The sequence below is a fragment of the Tenacibaculum skagerrakense genome (genome assembly GCF_004345825.1).
Taxonomy (GTDB): Bacteria; Bacteroidota; Bacteroidia; order Flavobacteriales; family Flavobacteriaceae; genus Polaribacter; species Polaribacter skagerrakensis.
In genome coordinates this window covers 851,205-869,588 of the sequence record NZ_SLXM01000001.1, presented here as the reverse complement: position 1 = coordinate 869,588, position 18,384 = coordinate 851,205, and the positions used below count along the sequence as shown (strand labels likewise).

Annotated in this window: 22 protein-coding genes; 8 read left to right on the top strand and 14 right to left on the bottom strand. The window is 30.4% G+C overall.

Annotation, left to right across the window (positions count from 1 at the left end):
* The first annotated feature begins 43 nt into the window (after positions 1-43).
* The gene (locus EV195_RS04050; protein ID WP_132793199.1) at positions 44-922 is read left to right on the top strand and encodes a DUF4846 domain-containing protein; all 879 of its coding nucleotides are present in this window, start codon (positions 44-46) and stop codon (positions 920-922) included.
* 202 nt (positions 923-1,124) lie between these two features.
* Here EV195_RS04050 and EV195_RS04045 read toward each other — a convergent pair whose 3' ends face one another.
* On the bottom strand, positions 1,125-1,691 hold the full coding sequence (locus EV195_RS04045) for a hypothetical protein (RefSeq protein ID WP_243693063.1): 567 nt from the start codon (positions 1,689-1,691) through the stop codon (positions 1,125-1,127).
* Entirely contained in the window at positions 1,691-2,509 is an 819-nt protein-coding gene (gene kdsA / locus EV195_RS04040; protein WP_132793197.1) for a 3-deoxy-8-phosphooctulonate synthase, read from the bottom strand. Before kdsA ends, EV195_RS04045 begins: the two co-directional genes overlap by 1 nt.
* Positions 2,510-2,573: 64 nt before the next feature.
* Between kdsA and EV195_RS04035 the strand changes: the two genes are divergently transcribed.
* From EV195_RS04035 to EV195_RS04025, 3 genes are all read left to right on the top strand, one after another.
* On the top strand, positions 2,574-3,551 hold the full coding sequence (locus EV195_RS04035; protein ID WP_132793195.1) for a M20/M25/M40 family metallo-hydrolase: 978 nt from the start codon (positions 2,574-2,576) through the stop codon (positions 3,549-3,551).
* Between the two features lie 264 nt (positions 3,552-3,815).
* A complete protein-coding gene (locus tag EV195_RS04030) occupies positions 3,816-5,300 on the top strand; it encodes a S8 family peptidase (RefSeq protein ID WP_132793193.1) in 1,485 nt (494 codons plus the stop codon).
* 221 nt (positions 5,301-5,521) lie between these two features.
* Positions 5,522-5,917, top strand: a complete 396-nt coding sequence (locus tag EV195_RS04025; protein ID WP_132793191.1) for a hypothetical protein — start codon at positions 5,522-5,524, stop codon at positions 5,915-5,917.
* Positions 5,918-5,977: 60 nt separating this feature from the next.
* Here EV195_RS04025 and EV195_RS04020 read toward each other — a convergent pair whose 3' ends face one another.
* From EV195_RS04020 to EV195_RS03985, 8 genes are all read right to left on the bottom strand, one after another.
* On the bottom strand, positions 5,978-6,811 hold the full coding sequence (locus tag EV195_RS04020) for a M57 family metalloprotease (protein ID WP_243693062.1): 834 nt from the start codon (positions 6,809-6,811) through the stop codon (positions 5,978-5,980).
* A gap of 900 nt (positions 6,812-7,711) precedes the next feature.
* Positions 7,712-7,984 (bottom strand): hypothetical protein, encoded by a 273-nt coding sequence (locus tag EV195_RS04015; protein ID WP_132793189.1) that lies wholly within the window; start codon positions 7,982-7,984, stop codon positions 7,712-7,714.
* A 3-nt stretch (positions 7,985-7,987) separates the two neighbouring features.
* The gene (locus tag EV195_RS04010) at positions 7,988-8,263 is read right to left on the bottom strand and encodes an ATP-dependent Clp protease adaptor ClpS (RefSeq protein WP_132793187.1); all 276 of its coding nucleotides are present in this window, start codon (positions 8,261-8,263) and stop codon (positions 7,988-7,990) included.
* 8 nt (positions 8,264-8,271) lie between these two features.
* Positions 8,272-9,105 carry a 50S ribosomal protein L11 methyltransferase gene (prmA, locus tag EV195_RS04005; protein WP_132793185.1) on the bottom strand — a complete coding sequence of 278 codons (834 nt, stop codon included), beginning with the start codon at positions 9,103-9,105 and terminating at the stop codon, positions 8,272-8,274.
* Complete coding sequence (gene tpiA / locus EV195_RS04000; RefSeq protein WP_132793183.1) at positions 9,106-9,864, bottom strand: triose-phosphate isomerase; 759 nt, start codon at positions 9,862-9,864, stop codon at positions 9,106-9,108.
* A gap of 123 nt (positions 9,865-9,987) precedes the next feature.
* Positions 9,988-10,476 carry a TlpA family protein disulfide reductase gene (locus tag EV195_RS03995; protein WP_132793181.1) on the bottom strand — a complete coding sequence of 163 codons (489 nt, stop codon included), beginning with the start codon at positions 10,474-10,476 and terminating at the stop codon, positions 9,988-9,990.
* Entirely contained in the window at positions 10,473-10,946 is a 474-nt protein-coding gene (locus tag EV195_RS03990) for a TlpA family protein disulfide reductase (protein ID WP_132793179.1), read from the bottom strand. Before EV195_RS03990 ends, EV195_RS03995 begins: the two co-directional genes overlap by 4 nt.
* On the bottom strand, positions 10,943-12,025 hold the full coding sequence (locus EV195_RS03985; protein WP_132793177.1) for an ABC transporter permease: 1,083 nt from the start codon (positions 12,023-12,025) through the stop codon (positions 10,943-10,945). The genes EV195_RS03990 and EV195_RS03985 overlap by 4 nt, the downstream gene beginning before the upstream one ends.
* Positions 12,026-12,088: 63 nt before the next feature.
* Between EV195_RS03985 and pyrF the strand changes: the two genes are divergently transcribed.
* The 3 genes from pyrF to EV195_RS03970 all read left to right on the top strand — a co-directional run bounded on the left by pyrF (position 12,089) and on the right by EV195_RS03970 (position 14,963).
* A complete protein-coding gene (gene pyrF / locus EV195_RS03980; protein WP_132793175.1) occupies positions 12,089-12,907 on the top strand; it encodes an orotidine-5'-phosphate decarboxylase in 819 nt (272 codons plus the stop codon).
* Positions 12,908-12,934: 27 nt separating this feature from the next.
* A complete protein-coding gene (locus EV195_RS03975; RefSeq protein WP_132793173.1) occupies positions 12,935-14,182 on the top strand; it encodes an aryl-sulfate sulfotransferase in 1,248 nt (415 codons plus the stop codon).
* Between the two features lie 85 nt (positions 14,183-14,267).
* Complete coding sequence (locus EV195_RS03970) at positions 14,268-14,963, top strand: ABC transporter substrate-binding protein (RefSeq protein ID WP_243693061.1); 696 nt, start codon at positions 14,268-14,270, stop codon at positions 14,961-14,963.
* Here EV195_RS03970 and EV195_RS03965 read toward each other — a convergent pair.
* The 3 genes from EV195_RS03965 to EV195_RS16635 form a co-directional block, all read right to left on the bottom strand.
* On the bottom strand, positions 14,943-15,128 hold the full coding sequence (locus EV195_RS03965) for a Lacal_2735 family protein (protein WP_132793169.1): 186 nt from the start codon (positions 15,126-15,128) through the stop codon (positions 14,943-14,945). The genes EV195_RS03970 and EV195_RS03965 overlap by 21 nt on opposite strands.
* 61 nt (positions 15,129-15,189) lie before the next feature.
* Entirely contained in the window at positions 15,190-15,900 is a 711-nt protein-coding gene (locus EV195_RS03960; protein WP_132793167.1) for a DUF4197 domain-containing protein, read from the bottom strand.
* Between the two features lie 45 nt (positions 15,901-15,945).
* On the bottom strand, positions 15,946-16,113 hold the full coding sequence (locus EV195_RS16635) for a DUF5522 domain-containing protein (RefSeq protein WP_165915675.1): 168 nt from the start codon (positions 16,111-16,113) through the stop codon (positions 15,946-15,948).
* A gap of 173 nt (positions 16,114-16,286) precedes the next feature.
* Here EV195_RS16635 and EV195_RS03955 point away from each other — a divergent pair, with 173 nt between their 5' ends.
* Positions 16,287-17,753: a hypothetical protein gene (locus tag EV195_RS03955; RefSeq protein WP_132793165.1), complete on the top strand. Its 1,467-nt coding sequence runs from the start codon at positions 16,287-16,289 to the stop codon at positions 17,751-17,753.
* Positions 17,754-17,837: 84 nt separating this feature from the next.
* On the opposite strand, the gene EV195_RS03950 is transcribed toward EV195_RS03955, so the two are convergent.
* Entirely contained in the window at positions 17,838-18,377 is a 540-nt protein-coding gene (locus tag EV195_RS03950; RefSeq protein ID WP_132793163.1) for a DUF4136 domain-containing protein, read from the bottom strand.
* Between the last annotated feature and the right edge of the window lie 7 nt (positions 18,378-18,384).

Genomic DNA, 18,384 nt, shown 5'->3' with positions numbered 1-18,384 from the left:
TGTGCTTTTCAAATTGTTATAAATATAATTATAAATTTAGGCTATGAGAAAAAGTATCATTTTAATTGCAAGTATACTAAGTGTCTTTTTTTTAATTAGAACTAATTCTAAAGGAAAACAAATCACAAATCATTTAAAAGGCATTGTTAAAAACACTATTTCCAAACCTAGTTATATTAACGAATCTGGTGATTCAATTAGTACAAGAGTTAGGGTTCCTGAAGGCTTTAAAAGAGTTACTTATCCACAAGGTTCTTTTGAAGAGTACCTAAGAAATTATAAGTTAAAAAAATACGGAACTCCTATTATCAATTTTGATGGTTCTGAGTATTTCGCACAACATTGGCATGATGCTATTTTAGAAATACCTGTTCCAAAAAATGGATTACAACAGTGTGCCGATGCGTTAATGAGAATTAGAGCTGAATATTTATGGAATAAAAATCTGCAACATAAAATCGGATTTAAATTTACTTCTGGCCATTATTGTTCTTGGAAGCAATATGCAGAAGGTTACAGACCTAAAATTAATGGAAGCAAAGTAAAATTTCTTAAAACCACTAACGCAAATTATTCTAAAAGCAACTTCTATAATTACCTGAATTTAATTTTTACTTACGCTGGTACAGCTTCTCTTCATGCAGAACTTCCTAAGGTTAAAATTAAAGATTTAAAAATTGGAGATATGTTAATTCAACCAGGATTTCCAGGGCATATAGAAATCATAGCTGATGAAATAATGAATGACAAAGGAGAAAAAATGTACTTACTTGTTCAAGGAAATACTCCTGCTCAAAACGTTTGCTTATTAAAGAATTTTGAAGATATAGACATTTCTCCTTGGTATCGTTTTGCTGAAAATGAACCTGTGTACACTCCAAGTTATTATTTTGATAAACCTGTTTTTATCCGATTTAAATGAATAAAAAAGAAAGGAGAAGCACCAATATATAAATATCCCCAATACGGTACTTCTCCAAAAATCATAGTTATTATGTAACTAATCGATGGGGAATTTATTCAACTAAATTGATTAGACATTTTTTAATCGATGAGAAGATGTAAAAGTATAGATGGATGAATTTTAATTTTATAAGTACAATAGTAAAATAACACCCAAAAAATCAACTATTTTGAGAAAGATACCTTATGCACTCTTCTCTTATTTTCCATATTTTATCAAAGGAAAAATTGATTTGTTCCTCTTTAATCCATTTTTTTATAAACTCTTGATGGTAATTTACTTTAAACTCAGAAACTTGATTTGGTAAAATTATTTCTTCGGAAAGTATAGCTTCTTTTATGTTATTAAAATTTGATGATTCGGAAGTAATATCTAGGCTGTTTCCCAAAACTTTTAGATAACAATGTGCCTCAGGAATATATTCTAAATTTTTTTTACTTATTGTAGTACCTATACTAGTATTATTAGCATTCATTTTATAGATAGCCAAAATTAACTCGACTTCTTTCTTTGAATTTTCAATAGCTAATGATTTTAAAAAAGCATGTTTAGAACTACAACTCCCTTTTTCTTCTTTTAATACTAATGATACATCTGTTCTATTGGTATTTCTTCCATAAGGCAAAGATTTTACGTAATTAACCACTTCTAACCAAGTAGTTAATTTTTTAGCCTTTGCTAATACAGATAGTTCTTTTGTGGAAGTTATCAGAAAATCAAAAGCCATTATAAGCCGTTAACTACTTTTCTAATAGCTACTAAATTGGTAAGTAATTTTTCTAAATAGTCTAAATGCAACATATTGGCACCATCAGATTTTGCGTTAGCAGGATCAAAATGAGTTTCCATAAATAATCCGTCAATATTATTTACTACTCCTGCTCTTGCTATTGTTTCAATCATATCAGGTCTACCTCCAGTAACTCCAGAGCTTTGATTTGGTTGTTGTAATGAGTGTGTAACATCCAAAACTGTTGGAGCATAACTTCTCATTGTAGGTATACCTCTAAAATCAACAATCATATCTTGATAACCAAACATCGTTCCTCTGTCTGTTATCCAAACATTGTCATTTCCAGAATCTTTCACTTTTTGTACTGCATGCTTCATAGCTTCTGGACTCATAAACTGACCCTTTTTTAGATTCACTACTTTCCCAGTTTTTGCAGCTGCAACCACTAAATCGGTCTGACGAACCAAAAAAGCAGGAATTTGAAGTACATCTACATATTTTGCAGCTAAAGCAGCATCGCTTATTTCATGGATATCGGTAATGGTTGGAACCTTAAAACTTTCAGATACTTTAGCTAAAATTTCTAACGCTTTCTCATCACCTATTCCTGTAAAACTGTCTATTCTACTTCTATTAGCCTTTTTAAAACTCCCTTTAAAAATAAAAGGAATCTCTAATTTATTTGTAATTTGAAGTACTTTTTCAGCTATTCGCATTGCCATATCTTCTCCTTCAATTGCACAAGGACCAGCTAATAAAAAAAAGTTATTAGAATTTGTATGTTTTATGTTCGGAATATTTGATAAATTCATCGGTAAATTTTTACGCAAAACTACGAAATAATATTATCTAAGGCTAAATTTAAACAGTTCATAAATGAAAAAAGCAAGTATATTCATATCGGCACTAATGATTCTTTTCTCTTGTAAAGAATACACAAAAGCAAATGCTCAAGAGTCAAAAAAACTAAAAGAAACTACAGAAGAAATTACTTTCAATCCGGCAACAATAAAAAAACACTTATATACGCTCGCTTCTGATGAAATGGAAGGAAGAGCAACAGGTACTCCAGGAATAGAAAAAGCAGCTCAATATATTGAAAATGAGTTTAAAAAAATTGGATTAACCTATTTCAACAGCAATACTTCCTACAGACAAAACTTTGAGCATAACGGTATTAAAATGTTTAATGTTATGGGAGTTTTAGAAGGAAAAAGTAAAAAAGATGAGTTTGTAATTGTGTCTGCTCATTATGATCATTTGGAAATGAAAAAAGATGGCGATGGCGATAGAATATATAATGGCGCTAACGATGATGCTTCTGGAGTTACTGGTGTTATTGCATTAGCAGAATATTTTAAGAAAAAAGGCAATAACGAAAGAAGTATTTTATTTGTTTGCTTCACTGCAGAAGAAATGGGACTTATAGGTTCTAAATATTTTGGTAAAGGAATTGATGCCTCAAAATTTGTAGCAGGTATTAATTTGGAATTAATTGGTAAAGAACCGAAAACAGGACCCAAAACAGCTTGGTTAACTGGTTTTGAAAGATCTGATTTTGGTAAAATCATTCAAAAAAACCTTGAGGGTACAGGTTATAAATTGTTTCCAGATCCATACCCAAAATACAATTTGTTTTTCAGGTCTGATAATGCTTCTTTGGCACGTTTAGGGGTTCCTTCTCATACCTTTTCTACTACGCCAATTGACATTGACCCTGATTATCATAAGGTAACCGATGAAGCCGAAACATTAGATGTTAATGTGTTAACAGAAACCATCAAGGCAGTTGCTATAGGTACCACTTCAATTATAAACGGAAAGGACACTCCTACAAGAGTAACTATCGAATAAAAGCTTAAAGCAAAAATTTAAGCATTCTTATTTTTACCATATTTAAAAAACCACATTTTTAAAAAAGATGTGGTTTTTTTATGCACTTTACTAAAAGACAATAATCCTTAATAAAATCAATAGCTTAAAGTAATGTTTTTAAGACTTTTTAATAGATTAATTGTTATTTTGATAATTAAAACATCATATAATTATGTATTTATTTATTTTTTAATTCATTTTTTAATATATTCGCTATCACAAAACTTAAAAACCCTTCAAAAAATGAAAAAACTAATTCTCAGCTTAGCTGCGGCTATGGCTATTGTCTCTTGTTCTAAAAACGATGATATTCCTCAAGAAAACGTTGAACAGCAAACTGAATTATTAACGAAAGATCAAATCAATAGCAAAATTCAAGAATCTATTGATACAAAAGGCGATTTCTTTTGGACGGATACAGATGCTCACACTATTTGGAGTGCTGTTAAACATGGTGATAACATGTTAACTATTGGTTATGGAAATTCAGCTGATGAATTTCAAAAAAATTCTAGCTCTGATTTAATTAAAGATGATATAATTAAACTAGTAAGAACTATAGAGAACACAAATAATTCAACAAAAGGAAAAGATGAATTATATGTTGATCAAACTTTAAATATCATAGATATTAAAGTAGATAATAAAGAAACAATTGAAGCTTTATTAAAAGATAGTAGAGTTCGCTATTTAGAACCAGCTACCTATAAATTAGAAACTCAAGATGGTGTTTCTAAATCTGGAGAAGGATTTGGATGTGGTTATAGCTCTAGGACTCTTTCTTCTTCTGATTATCGCACTATCGCACCTGGAGCTAGAGTCCCTTGGAACTTTGACATTCACAACATCCCTTCTGCTTGGAACTATAGTACTGGTAGAGGTATTACAGTTGCTGTAATTGATTCAGGTTTATCTCCTGATCAAAAATGGATGAACCAATATTTTAATGATGGTTATTCTTCTGGAAGAACTGTACAGAAATATGGTACTTATGTAGATTCTTGGTGGGCATGGTCTAACAATTACGACGGAGTTAATGATAAATGTGGACATGGAACAAGTATGGCTTCTGTGGCTACTGCTCCAAGAAATAATGACAACTTACCAGTTGGTGTTGCTTATAATGCGAATCTAGTTACCTATCGTGCTGTTCAAAATGTATTAATTGATGATTATCATGAAAAAAGAGGTGTAGCTGAAGCTTTAACAGCTATTGGAAATAGAAGTGATATTAAAATTGTTTCAATGTCTATTGGTTCTCCTTTTAGTAGCTCAAGAGTAGCAGATGCTATCAGATACGCATACAACAGAGGAAAATTAATTATTGCTGCTGGTGGTACTTCTACTTCTGTTACAAATTGGTATGGTGTTATCTTTCCTGCTAACATGAATGAAACTGTTGCTGTAACTGGTCTAAAAGAAGGTAGATATACTAGATGTGGTAATTGTCATTCTGGTTCTAAAATTGATTTCACAATTGAAATGGAACGTAATTCTGGAAATTTTGTTCCAGTTTTAAGCTACTATAATGGAGCTTCTAATTATGTAGGTGGATCTTCTGTTGCTACTGCCACTACAGCTGGAATCGCGGCATTAGTTTGGGCTAGAAATCCAGGATGGTCACGTTCACAGGTTTTAGACAAAATGAAAAGAGCTGGAGAATTCTACCCGAATAGAAATTCTAGTTTCGGATATGGTAACATTGATGCTCTAAAAGCTGTTCAATAATAATCCCTTTATAAAAGACTAATTAAGTCAACCATTTAAATTGAAAACTCTACACTAGATGTGTAGAGTTTTTACTTTTACAGACTATTCCATTATGTTTTGGCATGAATTTGGTTATTAACCTACTATAACAACTAGGCGTATCAGTACATAATTAATAGGTTTTAAATGAGGATTTTGTAACTTGCGCTCGATTTTAATAATTTGAATTATATAATAACATGAGAAAAATTACACTAGTATTATTTTTATTCACAACCGTTTTTTCTTCAATTGCCCAAAATAGAGAAGGTTCTTTGTTTTATTCTACTGTTGAAAAAACTGATTCTATTTATAAAGCGAATGTTGACATATATGAAGTTGGAAAAATAGAATATATTCAAATTCAATTAGTAGATGAAAATAAAAATGAGCTAGCTTCTGAAATGGCTCAACTAATTAATAGAGAAGGGAAATACTTTTTATCGTTCAAAAACACCGAAAAACCAGTGTATCCTGAAAACATTGAGCTTACTTTAAAAAATGAGTATAATGAAATTAATTATCCTCAAATAAATATAAAACTTTATGATGCTAGTTTGCGAATATTAGATTATTCTCAAACAGTATTTTATTAAAATATAAAACCCGAGGAAAAAATCCTCGGGTTTTTTTTAATACTAAAAAGTTAATGACTATTAGTATAGATAGTTTAATGCTGTAACGTCATTATTATTAAACTCTCCATTAGTACTTCCACTGAAACAAGCTAACATGATAGAAGTTGGATCGTAACCTGAAGGTGTTCCTGGAATTGGATTAGCTCCTACTCCTGCAGAACCTTCATTAACGTTTTGTCCACAACTTTGTCTAGAGAAATAATCTGAATGACGGAAACCTACTGAGTGACCAATTTCGTGAGTAATTACGTGCTCATTTACGTTATTACTAAATCCGTCTAAACCATAAATTTGAACCCACTTGTAAGGTGCTCCACCTGAAGGGAATCCTGCAGAACCTCCAGAACCACTTTGATTTGGATTTACGTAAACAACCATATCTTTATCTTGGTAATTAGTACCAAAAGTTAAATTAAACCTAATAGATAAGTTTAATCTATTATAGTTATCTACAGCCCACTGTAAACCAGTTCTACCTTTTGTAGAAAGAGCATTACTTCCTCCAGTATAACCAATAATATCAATAACAGTGTTTTGTGCAACTAAGTTGTTAGTATGGTAGTTCTTACCAGTAACACCCTGTAAATTAGGTAATCCCATAATCTGATCTTCAGACATATGGATATCACCTTCCATTTGGATCATAGGAGTTGTTGATCCATCAGGTAACATAAAGTCAACTTTTTGAACATTGCTCGTATTGACATCATAGTTCGCTAATTTAGCGATGATCTCAGGAGACACATTACTTTGTGTAGCATCTGTTGGTTGCTCATTGTTTTCAGTTTGACATGCGAAAAAACTAGCCCCAACTAGTAATAATGCAATTCGGGAGAATTTCATTTTTTTCATTTTTAAATTTAGTTTTTAATGGTTAATAAAATATTTTTAACGAAAATATAATAATTTATTCATGTTTTTAACACTTATTTGTAATTACACAAAATTATCTTAAATGTTAACATTTAAACAATTATGTGTTTTTTTAAACGTATAGAACATTAAATATTAACTATTTAAATCAATTATCCTATTAAACAACTAGAGAAATAAATTAAATAAAACAGAATTGTGTTATTTTAAACTTTAAGAAGAAAAATTAACATTTTAATAAACTAAAAAAACCTCAAGAAAAACTTGAGGTTTAAAGTCTAACCAAACTTTGTATAAAAACTAACTACTACTATTTAAAACTATTTACACTTATAAGACACACCATTCTTTAAAAAGTCACAAAAAACAACCTGATTGTATAAAAAAAGAAACCTCAAACATATGTTTGAGGCTTCCTCGTCTAACCAAACTTAGTATAAAAACTAACTACTACTATTTTACTACTTATTTATTTTTTTAATCAAAACAACAATCAACTAGTTGTTTCAATTATTAAGACACATTTCTCTTTGTAAAGTCACCTTAAATTATTTGTTTTTTTTAAAAAAAAGCCTCAAAAACTCGTCTGAGGCTCTTTGTCTAACCAAACTTAGTATAAAAACTAACTACTACTATTTTTACTAACTATATCTAAATTAAATTTTAAAGCCAGAACTTCTTCTTTCTGGTTACTTACTCAAAGAAGTTCTTTGAATAGGGATTTGGCCTTCTAATTTAAAGGGACTACTGTGACTAATTATTACAATGAACTTAAATTTTAATAACCTTTGTTATGTTATTACACTATTAAGACACACCACTTTTTAAAAAGTCACTAAAAAGCAAAAAAAAAAAGATCAAAAAATTTGATCTTTTAGTTTAGTATAAATATTTCCTTAAAATTACACGATGTTCAGGTATTGATTTATCGTAGTTTTTCATCAACAATTCCAGTATCTGAGGAGGTTTTTTTCCTATCTCCTTTTCAGAGGAATATTTAGAAACATATAAATCGTATGTATTACTTTCTTTGGTAAAAATTAGAAAATGTTCAGAATTTAAAGAGGTGTAGGAAATTTCTTTTCCTTCAAAAGTTTCAGATTCATCCTGAAAGAATTCTGAAAACTCATAGTACCTTAAAACATTTTCCATTAATTAAACTATTTCAGCAGATAAACCTAGTTCAAGTAATTTTGTACATCTAGGCTCTAATTCTTTGTACTCTCCAGTTTTAACAGCACATTTTCCTTTATAGTGTACAAGTATAGTACATTGCTCAGCCTGTTCTAACGTATGATCACACACACTTACTAAACTATCGATTACAAAATCGAAGGTATTAACATCATCATTGTACAAAATAATTTCATGCTCTCTAGTTTCCTGAATAAGGACATCTAATTCTTCTTGAATCTTTTCAATTGTACTCATCTTCATTATTATTTTAAATATTTAACTGCAACCCAATTATTTCTTTTTATAACAGTATCTATAGTTAAATCATATATCCTAGCTTCTTCATCTATGATAGGAATATCCTGTTCATAAAATCCACTTAAAAGTAATACTCCTTTTTCATTTAAACAACTTACATACGTTTTTATATCTGATAAAAGGATGTTCCTGTTGATGTTAGCAATAATTACATCATACTTTTTGTTAACTAGTAAAGATGCGTCGCCTTCATAAACACTTATATGTTCACAGTTATTTCTTTCAACGTTTTCTATTGAGTTTAGATAACACCAATTATCTATATCAATTGCATCGATAGGTTTAGCTCCTTTCATTTCAGCAAAGATTGCTAAAATCCCAGTTCCGCATCCCATGTCTAGTACTTTCCTCCCTTCAACATCTAATGCTAGTAAATGCTGCACCATCATGTGCGTTGTTTCATGATGCCCAGTTCCAAAGCTCATTTTTGGCTCAATAACAATATCATAAGGCAAACCTGGGTTGTCATGAAAAGGAGCACGAATGCTAACTTTATCATCTACACGAATTGGAGTAAAGTTTTTTTCCCATTCTTTATTCCAGTTTTCTTGAGCAATTTCTTTATAGTTATATGATATATAAAACTCCTCTGAGTTTATTATATAAATATCATCTAACAAATTTTCGTTCCAATCTTGTTGTTGTATATAGGCTACAACTCCATTATCATTTTCAACAAAACTTTCGAAACCAACACTTCCTAATTCAGCAATTAGAATTTCTGTTGCTGGTTCTTTAGGTGTTACTTCAAAAGTATATTCTATATAAATATTATCCAATTATATTGCTTTTACTATTTCTGAAAAATCTTTAGCATTCAAAGATGCCCCTCCTATTAATCCTCCATCTACATCTGGCTTAGAAAAAATTTCATTTGCATTAGATGGTTTTACACTACCTCCATATAAAATAGATAACTCATTCGCTAAATCATTACCATAAGCATCCACGAACAAACCTCTTATAAATTTATGCATTTCTTGAGCCTGATCGGCTGATGCTGTTTTTCCTGTACCTATAGCCCAAACAGGCTCATAAGCCAGTATGATTTTGCTGTATGCTTCACTTGGTAAGTTAAAAAGAGCATTTTTTAATTGACTTTCAACCACTTTAAAGTGATTATTAGCTTCTCTATCTTCTAACTGCTCTCCAAAACAAAAAATAACATCAAACCCATTTTCAATTGCTGTTGCTACTTTTTCTGATAACGCTTCATCGGTCTCGTTAAAATAAGTTCTTCTTTCAGAGTGTCCCAAAATAACAATATCTACACCAATAGAAGCTAACATTTCAGAAGAAACCTCACCTGTATAAGCTCCGTTTTTAGCTTGATGTAAGTTTTGAGCAGCAATTTCAATACTCGTATTTTTTGTTCCTTCAATAGCTTCTTGCAAATTTACAAAAGAAGGAGCAACTATTACTCTTGTATTGTTCAATTTTACCTCATTTATCTCTGCTTTTAATACTTCAATCAACTCTTTAGTCTGATTGAGATTATTATTCATTTTCCAGTTACCTGCTACAATCTTTTTTCTCATTGGGAAATAGTTATATTGATTTTAAAATAGTTGTCTTAATTGTAAAACAAAACTAATTGATAATACCGAACACTAAAACAAATGCTGTTATTTTTTTACGAAAACGTAATAATTTATGCTCGATTATTTTAATGCATTTTGAATTTCTTTAGCATTCGCATCTACTTCGTTAAATACTAAAATTTTTCCTTGTTCATCTATTGCCAAATATCTTGGTATCCAAGAAAGGTCTAAAAACTTACTGAAGTCTCCTTCCCATTTTGAAGGTAATAAATAATGTTCTCCTTTAACTTCATACTTCTTTACTCCTTTTTGTAAATCCTCTAAAGATTCATCAATAGATATAAAAAGGTAATTTACATTTGGATATTTTTTTTGTAAGTCTACTATTTTAGGCATTCCTTTGATACAATCACCACACCACGTTGCCCAAACATCAATTAATGTCTTCTTGCCTTGATATTTTTTTAAAACCTGATTAAACTGTAAAGTATCTCCTTTAATTGATACTAATGTTTCCTTTAAAGCTAATTCAGAAAACTGTGTTTCAACCCTCTTTTTACAACTAATCATCAAAAAAACAATCCCTATTAAAAAAGAATACCTCATCATTTTAATTTTTCAGAAACTTTAGACGTTTTATAGACTTCTATTTGACCTTGTTCATTAATTTTTAGAAAACGAGGAATACTTTTAAGTTTTAAAAACTTTCCTAATGCTCCATCCCCTTTTTCAGGAATATAATAGAGCTGTCCTTTAGGTTTTACATATTCTAAACCTCTTTTCCAATCGTAGTAAGAATGATCTACAGATAGGAATATGTATTTTTTTTCTGGATTTTCTTGTTGAAACGTTACAACATCATCAAAACTATCTTGGCTAACTGGGCAATAACTTGCAAAAACCTGGATAAAAAGTTGACTCCCTTTATTATTCTCTAGAATTTGCTTCAATGTAATAGAATCTCTTTCTAGCGTTAGTAACTTTTCATTGAGTGCGTCATTACTAAACTGCTTCTTTTGTAAAGAAGCACAACTCGATAAAACAATAATACTACTAATGATAATAACTATATACTTCATGTTTTATTCAATTTAACTCTTGGATCCAACCAACTATAAAGTACATCAACCAAAATATTAATTACTATAAATAAACTGGCTACAACTAAAACACTTCCCATAATTACGGGTAGGTCTAATGTATTTAAAGCATTTACAATTTCCTTTCCTAGTCCATTCCAATTAAATACATATTCTACAAAAACGGCCCCAGCTAACATTGACGCAAACCATCCTGAAATAGCTGTAATAACAGGGTTCAACGAATTTTTTAACGCATGATTTTTTATCACTTTGAAATTATTCAAACCTTTCGCTCTAGCTGTTCTAATATAATCCTGACTTAATGTTTCTAATAACGAATTTCTCATTAATTGAACCACTACAGCCAATGGTCTAATCCCTAAAACTAAAGCAGGAAGCAGTAGGTTTTTCCATTTGATATAACTTCCTTCTCCAAAATCATCTACCTCAAATAAACTTCCTGTCATTTCTAAATTGGTATAATCGTGTAAAACAAAACCAAAAAACCAAGCGAATAAAATTGCAGAAAAAAACGAAGGAACACTCATTCCCAGCGTACTTATAATTGCTACAACTTTATCAAAAAGAGTGTCTTTAAATAAAGCAGAAAAAACACCGAGAATTATTCCTATAAATAAAGCTATTACAATAGAAACAACAGCCAGCACAGCTGTGTTAGGTAATGTTTCTTTGATAACTTCACTTACACTTTTACCATTCTTTTGAAAAGAATCCCTTAAATAAGGATACTTAATTACCATAGACGTACCTCCAATAGTAAAAATTGATAAATATTTATATTTCCCCGAAGACAGTGATGTATAGCTATCGTTTGAAGTACTGTGAAATGAAATTGGAGAAACATCATTAACATAATACAAATATTGAGTAGCTAGTGATTTGTCAAAACCATACTTCTTTCTAATAATTTCTAACTGCTCACTATCTTCTCGTTGTCCCATTAACATTCTTGCAGGATCACCTGGTAAAACATTAAACAAAAAGAAAATAACAGTAACAACGCCAAATAGCGTTAAGAAACCGTATAAAATTTTATTGAAAACATATTGAAACATCTAAAACAAAGATACTAGAAAGTTTAAAATATTTACTTTTGCACAACTCATCATCTTAAAAAAATGACAACACAACAACTAGTAGCAGAAATAAAACGTAAAAAATCCTTTTTATGTATTGGATTGGATGTGGATGTAACAAAAATTCCTCAACATTTATTAGCAGAAGAAGATCCTATTTTTGCTTTTAATAAAGAAATTATAGATGCTACTCATCATTTATGTGTAGCCTACAAACCTAACACAGCTTTTTACGAAGCTTATGGATTAAAAGGTTGGAAAGCACTAGAAAAAACCATCAATTACATTAACAATAATCATCCTGAAATTTTTACAATTGCAGATGCTAAACGTGGAGATATTGGTAATACATCAACTATGTATGCTAAAGCTTTTTTTGAAGATTTAGCTTTTGATTCTGTTACTGTTGCTCCTTACATGGGTAAAGATTCTGTAGAACCTTTTTTAGCTTTTGAAAATAAACACACCATTTTATTAGCACTAACTTCAAATCAAGGTGCTTTTGATTTCCAAACTCAAAAAATAGACGAAAAAGAAGTGTATAAAAAAGTGTTAGAGGTTTCTAAATCTTGGGATAATGCGTCTAATTTAATGTATGTTGTTGGTGCTACTAAAGCAGAATATTTAGAAGAAATTAGAACTATTATTCCTGATAGTTTTTTACTTGTTCCTGGAGTGGGAGCACAAGGCGGAAATCTACAAGATGTTTGTAAATACGGAATGACAGATACTGTTGGTTTATTAATTAATTCCTCTAGAGGAATTATTTACGCTGGAAACGGTAAGGATTTTGCTGAAGAAGCGTCTAAAAAAGCATTTGAACTTCAAAAGGAAATGGAACAAATTTTAAATTTATCGTAAATTACACACCTAATCTTAAATCTAAAAATGAAAAAAATATTTCTCCTATTATTTAGCCTCGTGTTGTTTTATTCTTGTTCAAATGACTCAGAAAAAGCACCTACAATTCCTGAATTAACCGATGAAATTTTGGTTTATGAGCCAACTAAAATTAGTGATAACTTAGTTTTAGTTTCTGATCCTGGAGCAGATGAAGTTTATTTATTACAAAAAGATGGTAAAAGATTCCATGAATGGACATTAACAGATGAATTAGGAAATGACGCCTATTTAGAAGATGATGGAAAGCTATTAGCTATATTAAAAACAGGTAATGACAAAATAATATTTGGTGGTTCTGGAGGACAAATACAAGTTATAAACCCAGATAACTCTATTGATTGGAAGTTTGTTTATTCAACTGAAGATTATAATTTACACCATGATGTAGAAAGATTACCTAACGGAAATGTTATCGCATTAGTTTGGGAAAAGAAAACTGCGGCAGAAGCTCAAGAAAGAGGGTATCAACTAAATAAAGATGTGTATATAGAATCTTTAATAGAGGTCAATCCTATTACAGATCAAATTGTTTGGAAATGGAGTTCTTGGGATCATTTGATTCAAGATGCCGATAATACTAAAATAAATTTTGGAACTGTTTCTGCAAATCCTCAGTTGATAGACATTAACTTCAATAATTTAGATAACGGCGATATTATGCACGCTAACGCCATTGAATATGATAAGAAAAACGACCTCATATACATAAGCGTGAATTTCTATCATGAAGTTTGGGTAATTGACCATAGTACAACTACTGAACAAGCTAAAACTAATTCAGGAGGAAATTATAACAAAGGTGGTAATTTATTATATAGATTTGGAAATCCAAACACCTTTAAAAGCACTGGAAATCAATTATTCTCTAACAATCATAATTGTAATTTTATTAGTGACAATTTACCTGGAGCTGGCAATATGCTAATATATAGTAATGGAACAAGCACTATGCAATCTACTGTTTACGAATTACAATTTCCAACTCCTTTCGATTTTAATGCCGCTCCTACTGTAGTTTGGTCTTTTACGGATGTAAATTTATTCTCTCAAAAAGTATCTGGCGCTTATCGAACAGAAAATGGAAATACCATTATCACTGAAGGAGATTTTGGTTATTGGGAAGTTACACCAAGCAAAGAGTTAGTATGGCAATTTAATAAACCAGGAGGATTTTTCTGGAGAGGTTATCCATATAAAAAAACAAGTTCTGCGGTAGTAAATCTTAAAAAGTAAGGCTATAAATACTCTAAATTCTAAAATTAAAACCTACAAAAGAATAATATCACTAGTTCCAAGTCAAACAGAATTACTGTTTGACTTGGGATTAGAAGATAAAATGGTAGGTATTACTAAATTCTGTGTTCATCCTTTTCATTTAAAACAAACAAAAACAATTGTTGGCGGAACAAAAAATATTAAAATTGATAAAATAAAAGAACTTCAACCAGATATTATTCTTTGCAATAAAGAGGAGAACACAAAAGAAATCGTTGAAATGTGTCAACAAATTGCGGATGTTCATGTATCAGATATCTTTACTCTTAAGGACACAATGGAATTAATTGAAGAGTATGGCCAACTTTTCAATTGCAGAACTGAAGCTCAGAATATAATTCAGAAACTTAATTTCAAACTTTCAGATTTTAAAAATTTCATCAAAAATATTGAACCTAAAAAAGTAGCCTATTTTATTTGGAGAGATCCATGGATGGTAGCCGCAAACAATACGTTCATTAACCATATCCTTGAATTAAACAAGTTTGATAACATTTACAAAAACAAAGAACGCTATCCCGAAGTTGTGTTAAAAAAAATAAGGTTAGAAGGAGATCCTGACTTAGTTTTTTTATCATCCGAGCCTTACCCTTTCAAAGAAGAACATGCTTTTGAGATTGGAAGATGCACACACCATGCAAAAACAATTTTTGTTGATGGGGAGCTTTTTTCATGGTATGGTAGCAGAATGCTTAAAGCGTTTGATTACTTTAAAAAATTACACCAAAGAATTATCTAAGTAATTTACTCTGTTAATTTTTTCAAGAATCTTCATTGCTTTATAAGACGCCATATCACTTTTAGCTTCATCAACGTACTTGTAATCATTAGAACGCTCTACTAATTTGTAGTAGCGATCTTCAAGGTGTTTCTTGTACCTATTTAACTGATTGATACGTGACATTGGTTAGTTCGATTTTTGACTAAATATAATAATAAAAAACTGAACTTCAAACAATTAAAAATTATCTATTATCCTGAAGTGCAAAAACACGTCTTAACAAATCAGTATTACGTAATCCTATCTTATTTCGGATTCCTTTTTCTTCAACAGCAATCATAGTAAATACGCCATTAAGAGCTTTTGTAGTTACATAATCCGTTAAGTCTGGATTTACTTTTGTTACAAATGGAATACTATTGTATTTAGCTATTAAATTAGCCCAAATTTGATCAGCTCCAACTTTATCAAATGAGTTTTTAATCACAGGATTGAACTTGGCATACAATGCTGAATTAGTTTTTCCTTCAAGATAATTGGTAGCAGCATTATCGCTTCCTAATAATATATTTTTCGCATCGTTAAAAGTAATTTCTTTTACAGCGTTTACAAAAATTGGTGTAGCAGTTTTTACCGCATCCTCAGCAGCTCTATTTAATGCTTTTATTCCTTCATCAGCTAAACTACTCAACCCTATTTTTCGTAATCCTTTATCTACAACTTGTAATTCTTCAGGAAGTAAAATCTTAACTAATTCGTTTTTATAAAAACCGTCTTTAGCAGTAAGCTTTGAAACTTGATGTTGAATTCCATTATCTAAAGCCTGACGCAAACCTGCTCCGATTTGTTCTTGAGTTAATGCTCCTCCATTAGGCAATTGATTTGCTATTTTCTGTAACTCTGCACAGGCAACAAATTGTAACGCTACAAATACTAATACTACTCTTTTAATCATTTTAAAAACTTTATTTATTGTTAAGATACTTTTTTAAGAGAAAAGTCACACTTTTTTAAAACTGTCTGTTTTCTTATCGTAGCCATACGGACAATGTTTACATCCACTTTTACAACAATAACCTCTTCTTAAGTGATAGGCTTCTTTAAAAACTCGATATCCATCTTCGTTAACATAATACTCATCTGGATTAGGTTTCAATATTTTTTTCATCTCAACAAAGATAATTTATATTAATTAGTCTTAATGACTTTATAAAATACTTTCACTAATAAACTTCAGACAACAATTCAAAAACTCTCTGCTTCGATTCAGAAATTTTAAGAATACTGAAATGCCAATTGAACCTAATTTTACAGCACTTATTAACCCATTAAAATTAAATTATGAAAAAATTAATAACAATGACTTTAGCAAGTCTTATTCTAGTAATTGGCTGCTCAGAAAAAGAACTAGTCGACACAACAGAAGAAGTAAAAGAAGAAACTTTTAATGAAAAAAGTAAAACTAGCCTAGAAGTTGAACTCCCTCAAAAAGTAACTAAAGTATTTAATGAAATACTAAAATTAGAAGGAGTTAATTATGATCTATCTGGAATAGTAGAAAAAAATGCTAGCAAGCTTAGTGATGTCAATTTCAAGGGATATATTTTTGAAGATCACATCATGATGAAAACTGATTATGTCTTTGAAGACAACATTATGATGTTAACCAATAACTCTTTTCAAGAAGAACACTTCGAAATTCCAAACAATGAGGTGATTGAAGACAATATTATATTTCGAGTATCTCCAAATACTTCAGAAAATAGTACAGGTAATCTTATTGAAGATTTTGTTACGGAAGACCATGTAATATTAAGAGTAAAAACAATAAAAGATGATGTTCTTCCTTCTGCAAATATTAAAATCAATAAAGACATTACTTCTGGTGAAAAAACCTTCGAAAACATTTTTAATACTATTTCTGAAAGTTATTATCCAGAGGAAAAACTTGCTTTAAATCATATTTTAGAAATCTATCCTAATCTATTTTTAAGCACCAACCAATCTTATCTAAACAGTAGTAATAATATGAATTTTCCTCTTTCTAACCTTGCTACCCATAGTACTCGATTATGTGCTAGCGGTAATACAAATCCTAATAGTGTGAGGTTAACCCTTATTAAAGATGGAGAAAACGTACTAGATAATTACTACTATAGAAACAATATTACATCAGTAGCATTAAAAACTATAAGCGGAGTCACGAAAGCTGTATACAATGGTTCTGGTGGAAATGGAAGCTTAACGTTAGATTCTTCTAATAAATTTTTCATTTATACCTCGAATACTCCTATTAACATATCAGATAGTTACAATCTAGTAATTTACTATTCCAACAACACCTCAAACCTTGGTGGATACTTCGATATTTCTACAACAAACACTCCACATTTAGAGCTTTTCATGCATTATGAAACCAAACAAAATTTAGATTACAATGTTTACAGGATTCAACAATATTTACATCCAATCAACAGTAACCCGCATCGCGTAACAAACGTTTTTCATGGGAATAATGAACCTGTTACTTTTAATCCGTGGCTATCAAAAGGGGTTTCTAATTATAACTTAACACTTACTGAAGTTTATACAGGCATAACAGAAACTATAACAGGTTTGAGTTTAAGTGGAGATGATTTTGCGGTAGACTTAAGAAACAAATTCAACATGTATATAGGAACTAGTTTATCTCCTCAATATGTGAAAAATGAGTATAAATTAACAATGACTGCTTCTGATTGCAGCAATAATCCGATAAGCAAAACAATAACATTTTATATCGACTCAAGAATTAGACAGCACCCATAATAAACTAAATGAATATCAATTAAAGATTATATAATAAAAAAGACTGTCGTTAACGACAGTCTTTTTTATTATTTCAATTCAAAATTATCTCTTTTCTGAACCTGGAGGATACTTTTCTAAAATTTCTTTCACAAACTCTTTAATACGAGCCTCTCTCTTTTCAATATTACTGAACGCCAATGCTCCAGATCCAATCCCTTGCCAAATTAATTCTTTCTTACTTGCATCAATAATATCAATAAATAATGTTCCTTCTGTGTACTGATTTACATTTAATCTACCTGCTCCACCCCACATCCAAGGATTCCATCCCCAACCGAAGCCCCAACCCCAGTTGTTGTCATTAATATTTACACGTTCTCTAGATTTTGTAAAAATGCTTACTAAAACATCTGGCGTTGATGATTTTTGCATTCCTTTAGCTACTAATTCAGTTTCAATGGCGCGCATAATTCTTTTCTTGTCTAGATCAGAAATTGGTGCTTTATCTATGCCAGGTTTGTAAAAAGCAAATGTTTGATAATTATTAAAATTTGCCTTTGTATCATAATCCGTTGCTACCTTAACAGAGCTACAAGAAGTAATTAATAGTAGAAAAAGAGGTAAAAATTTTACATACTTCATGATAATT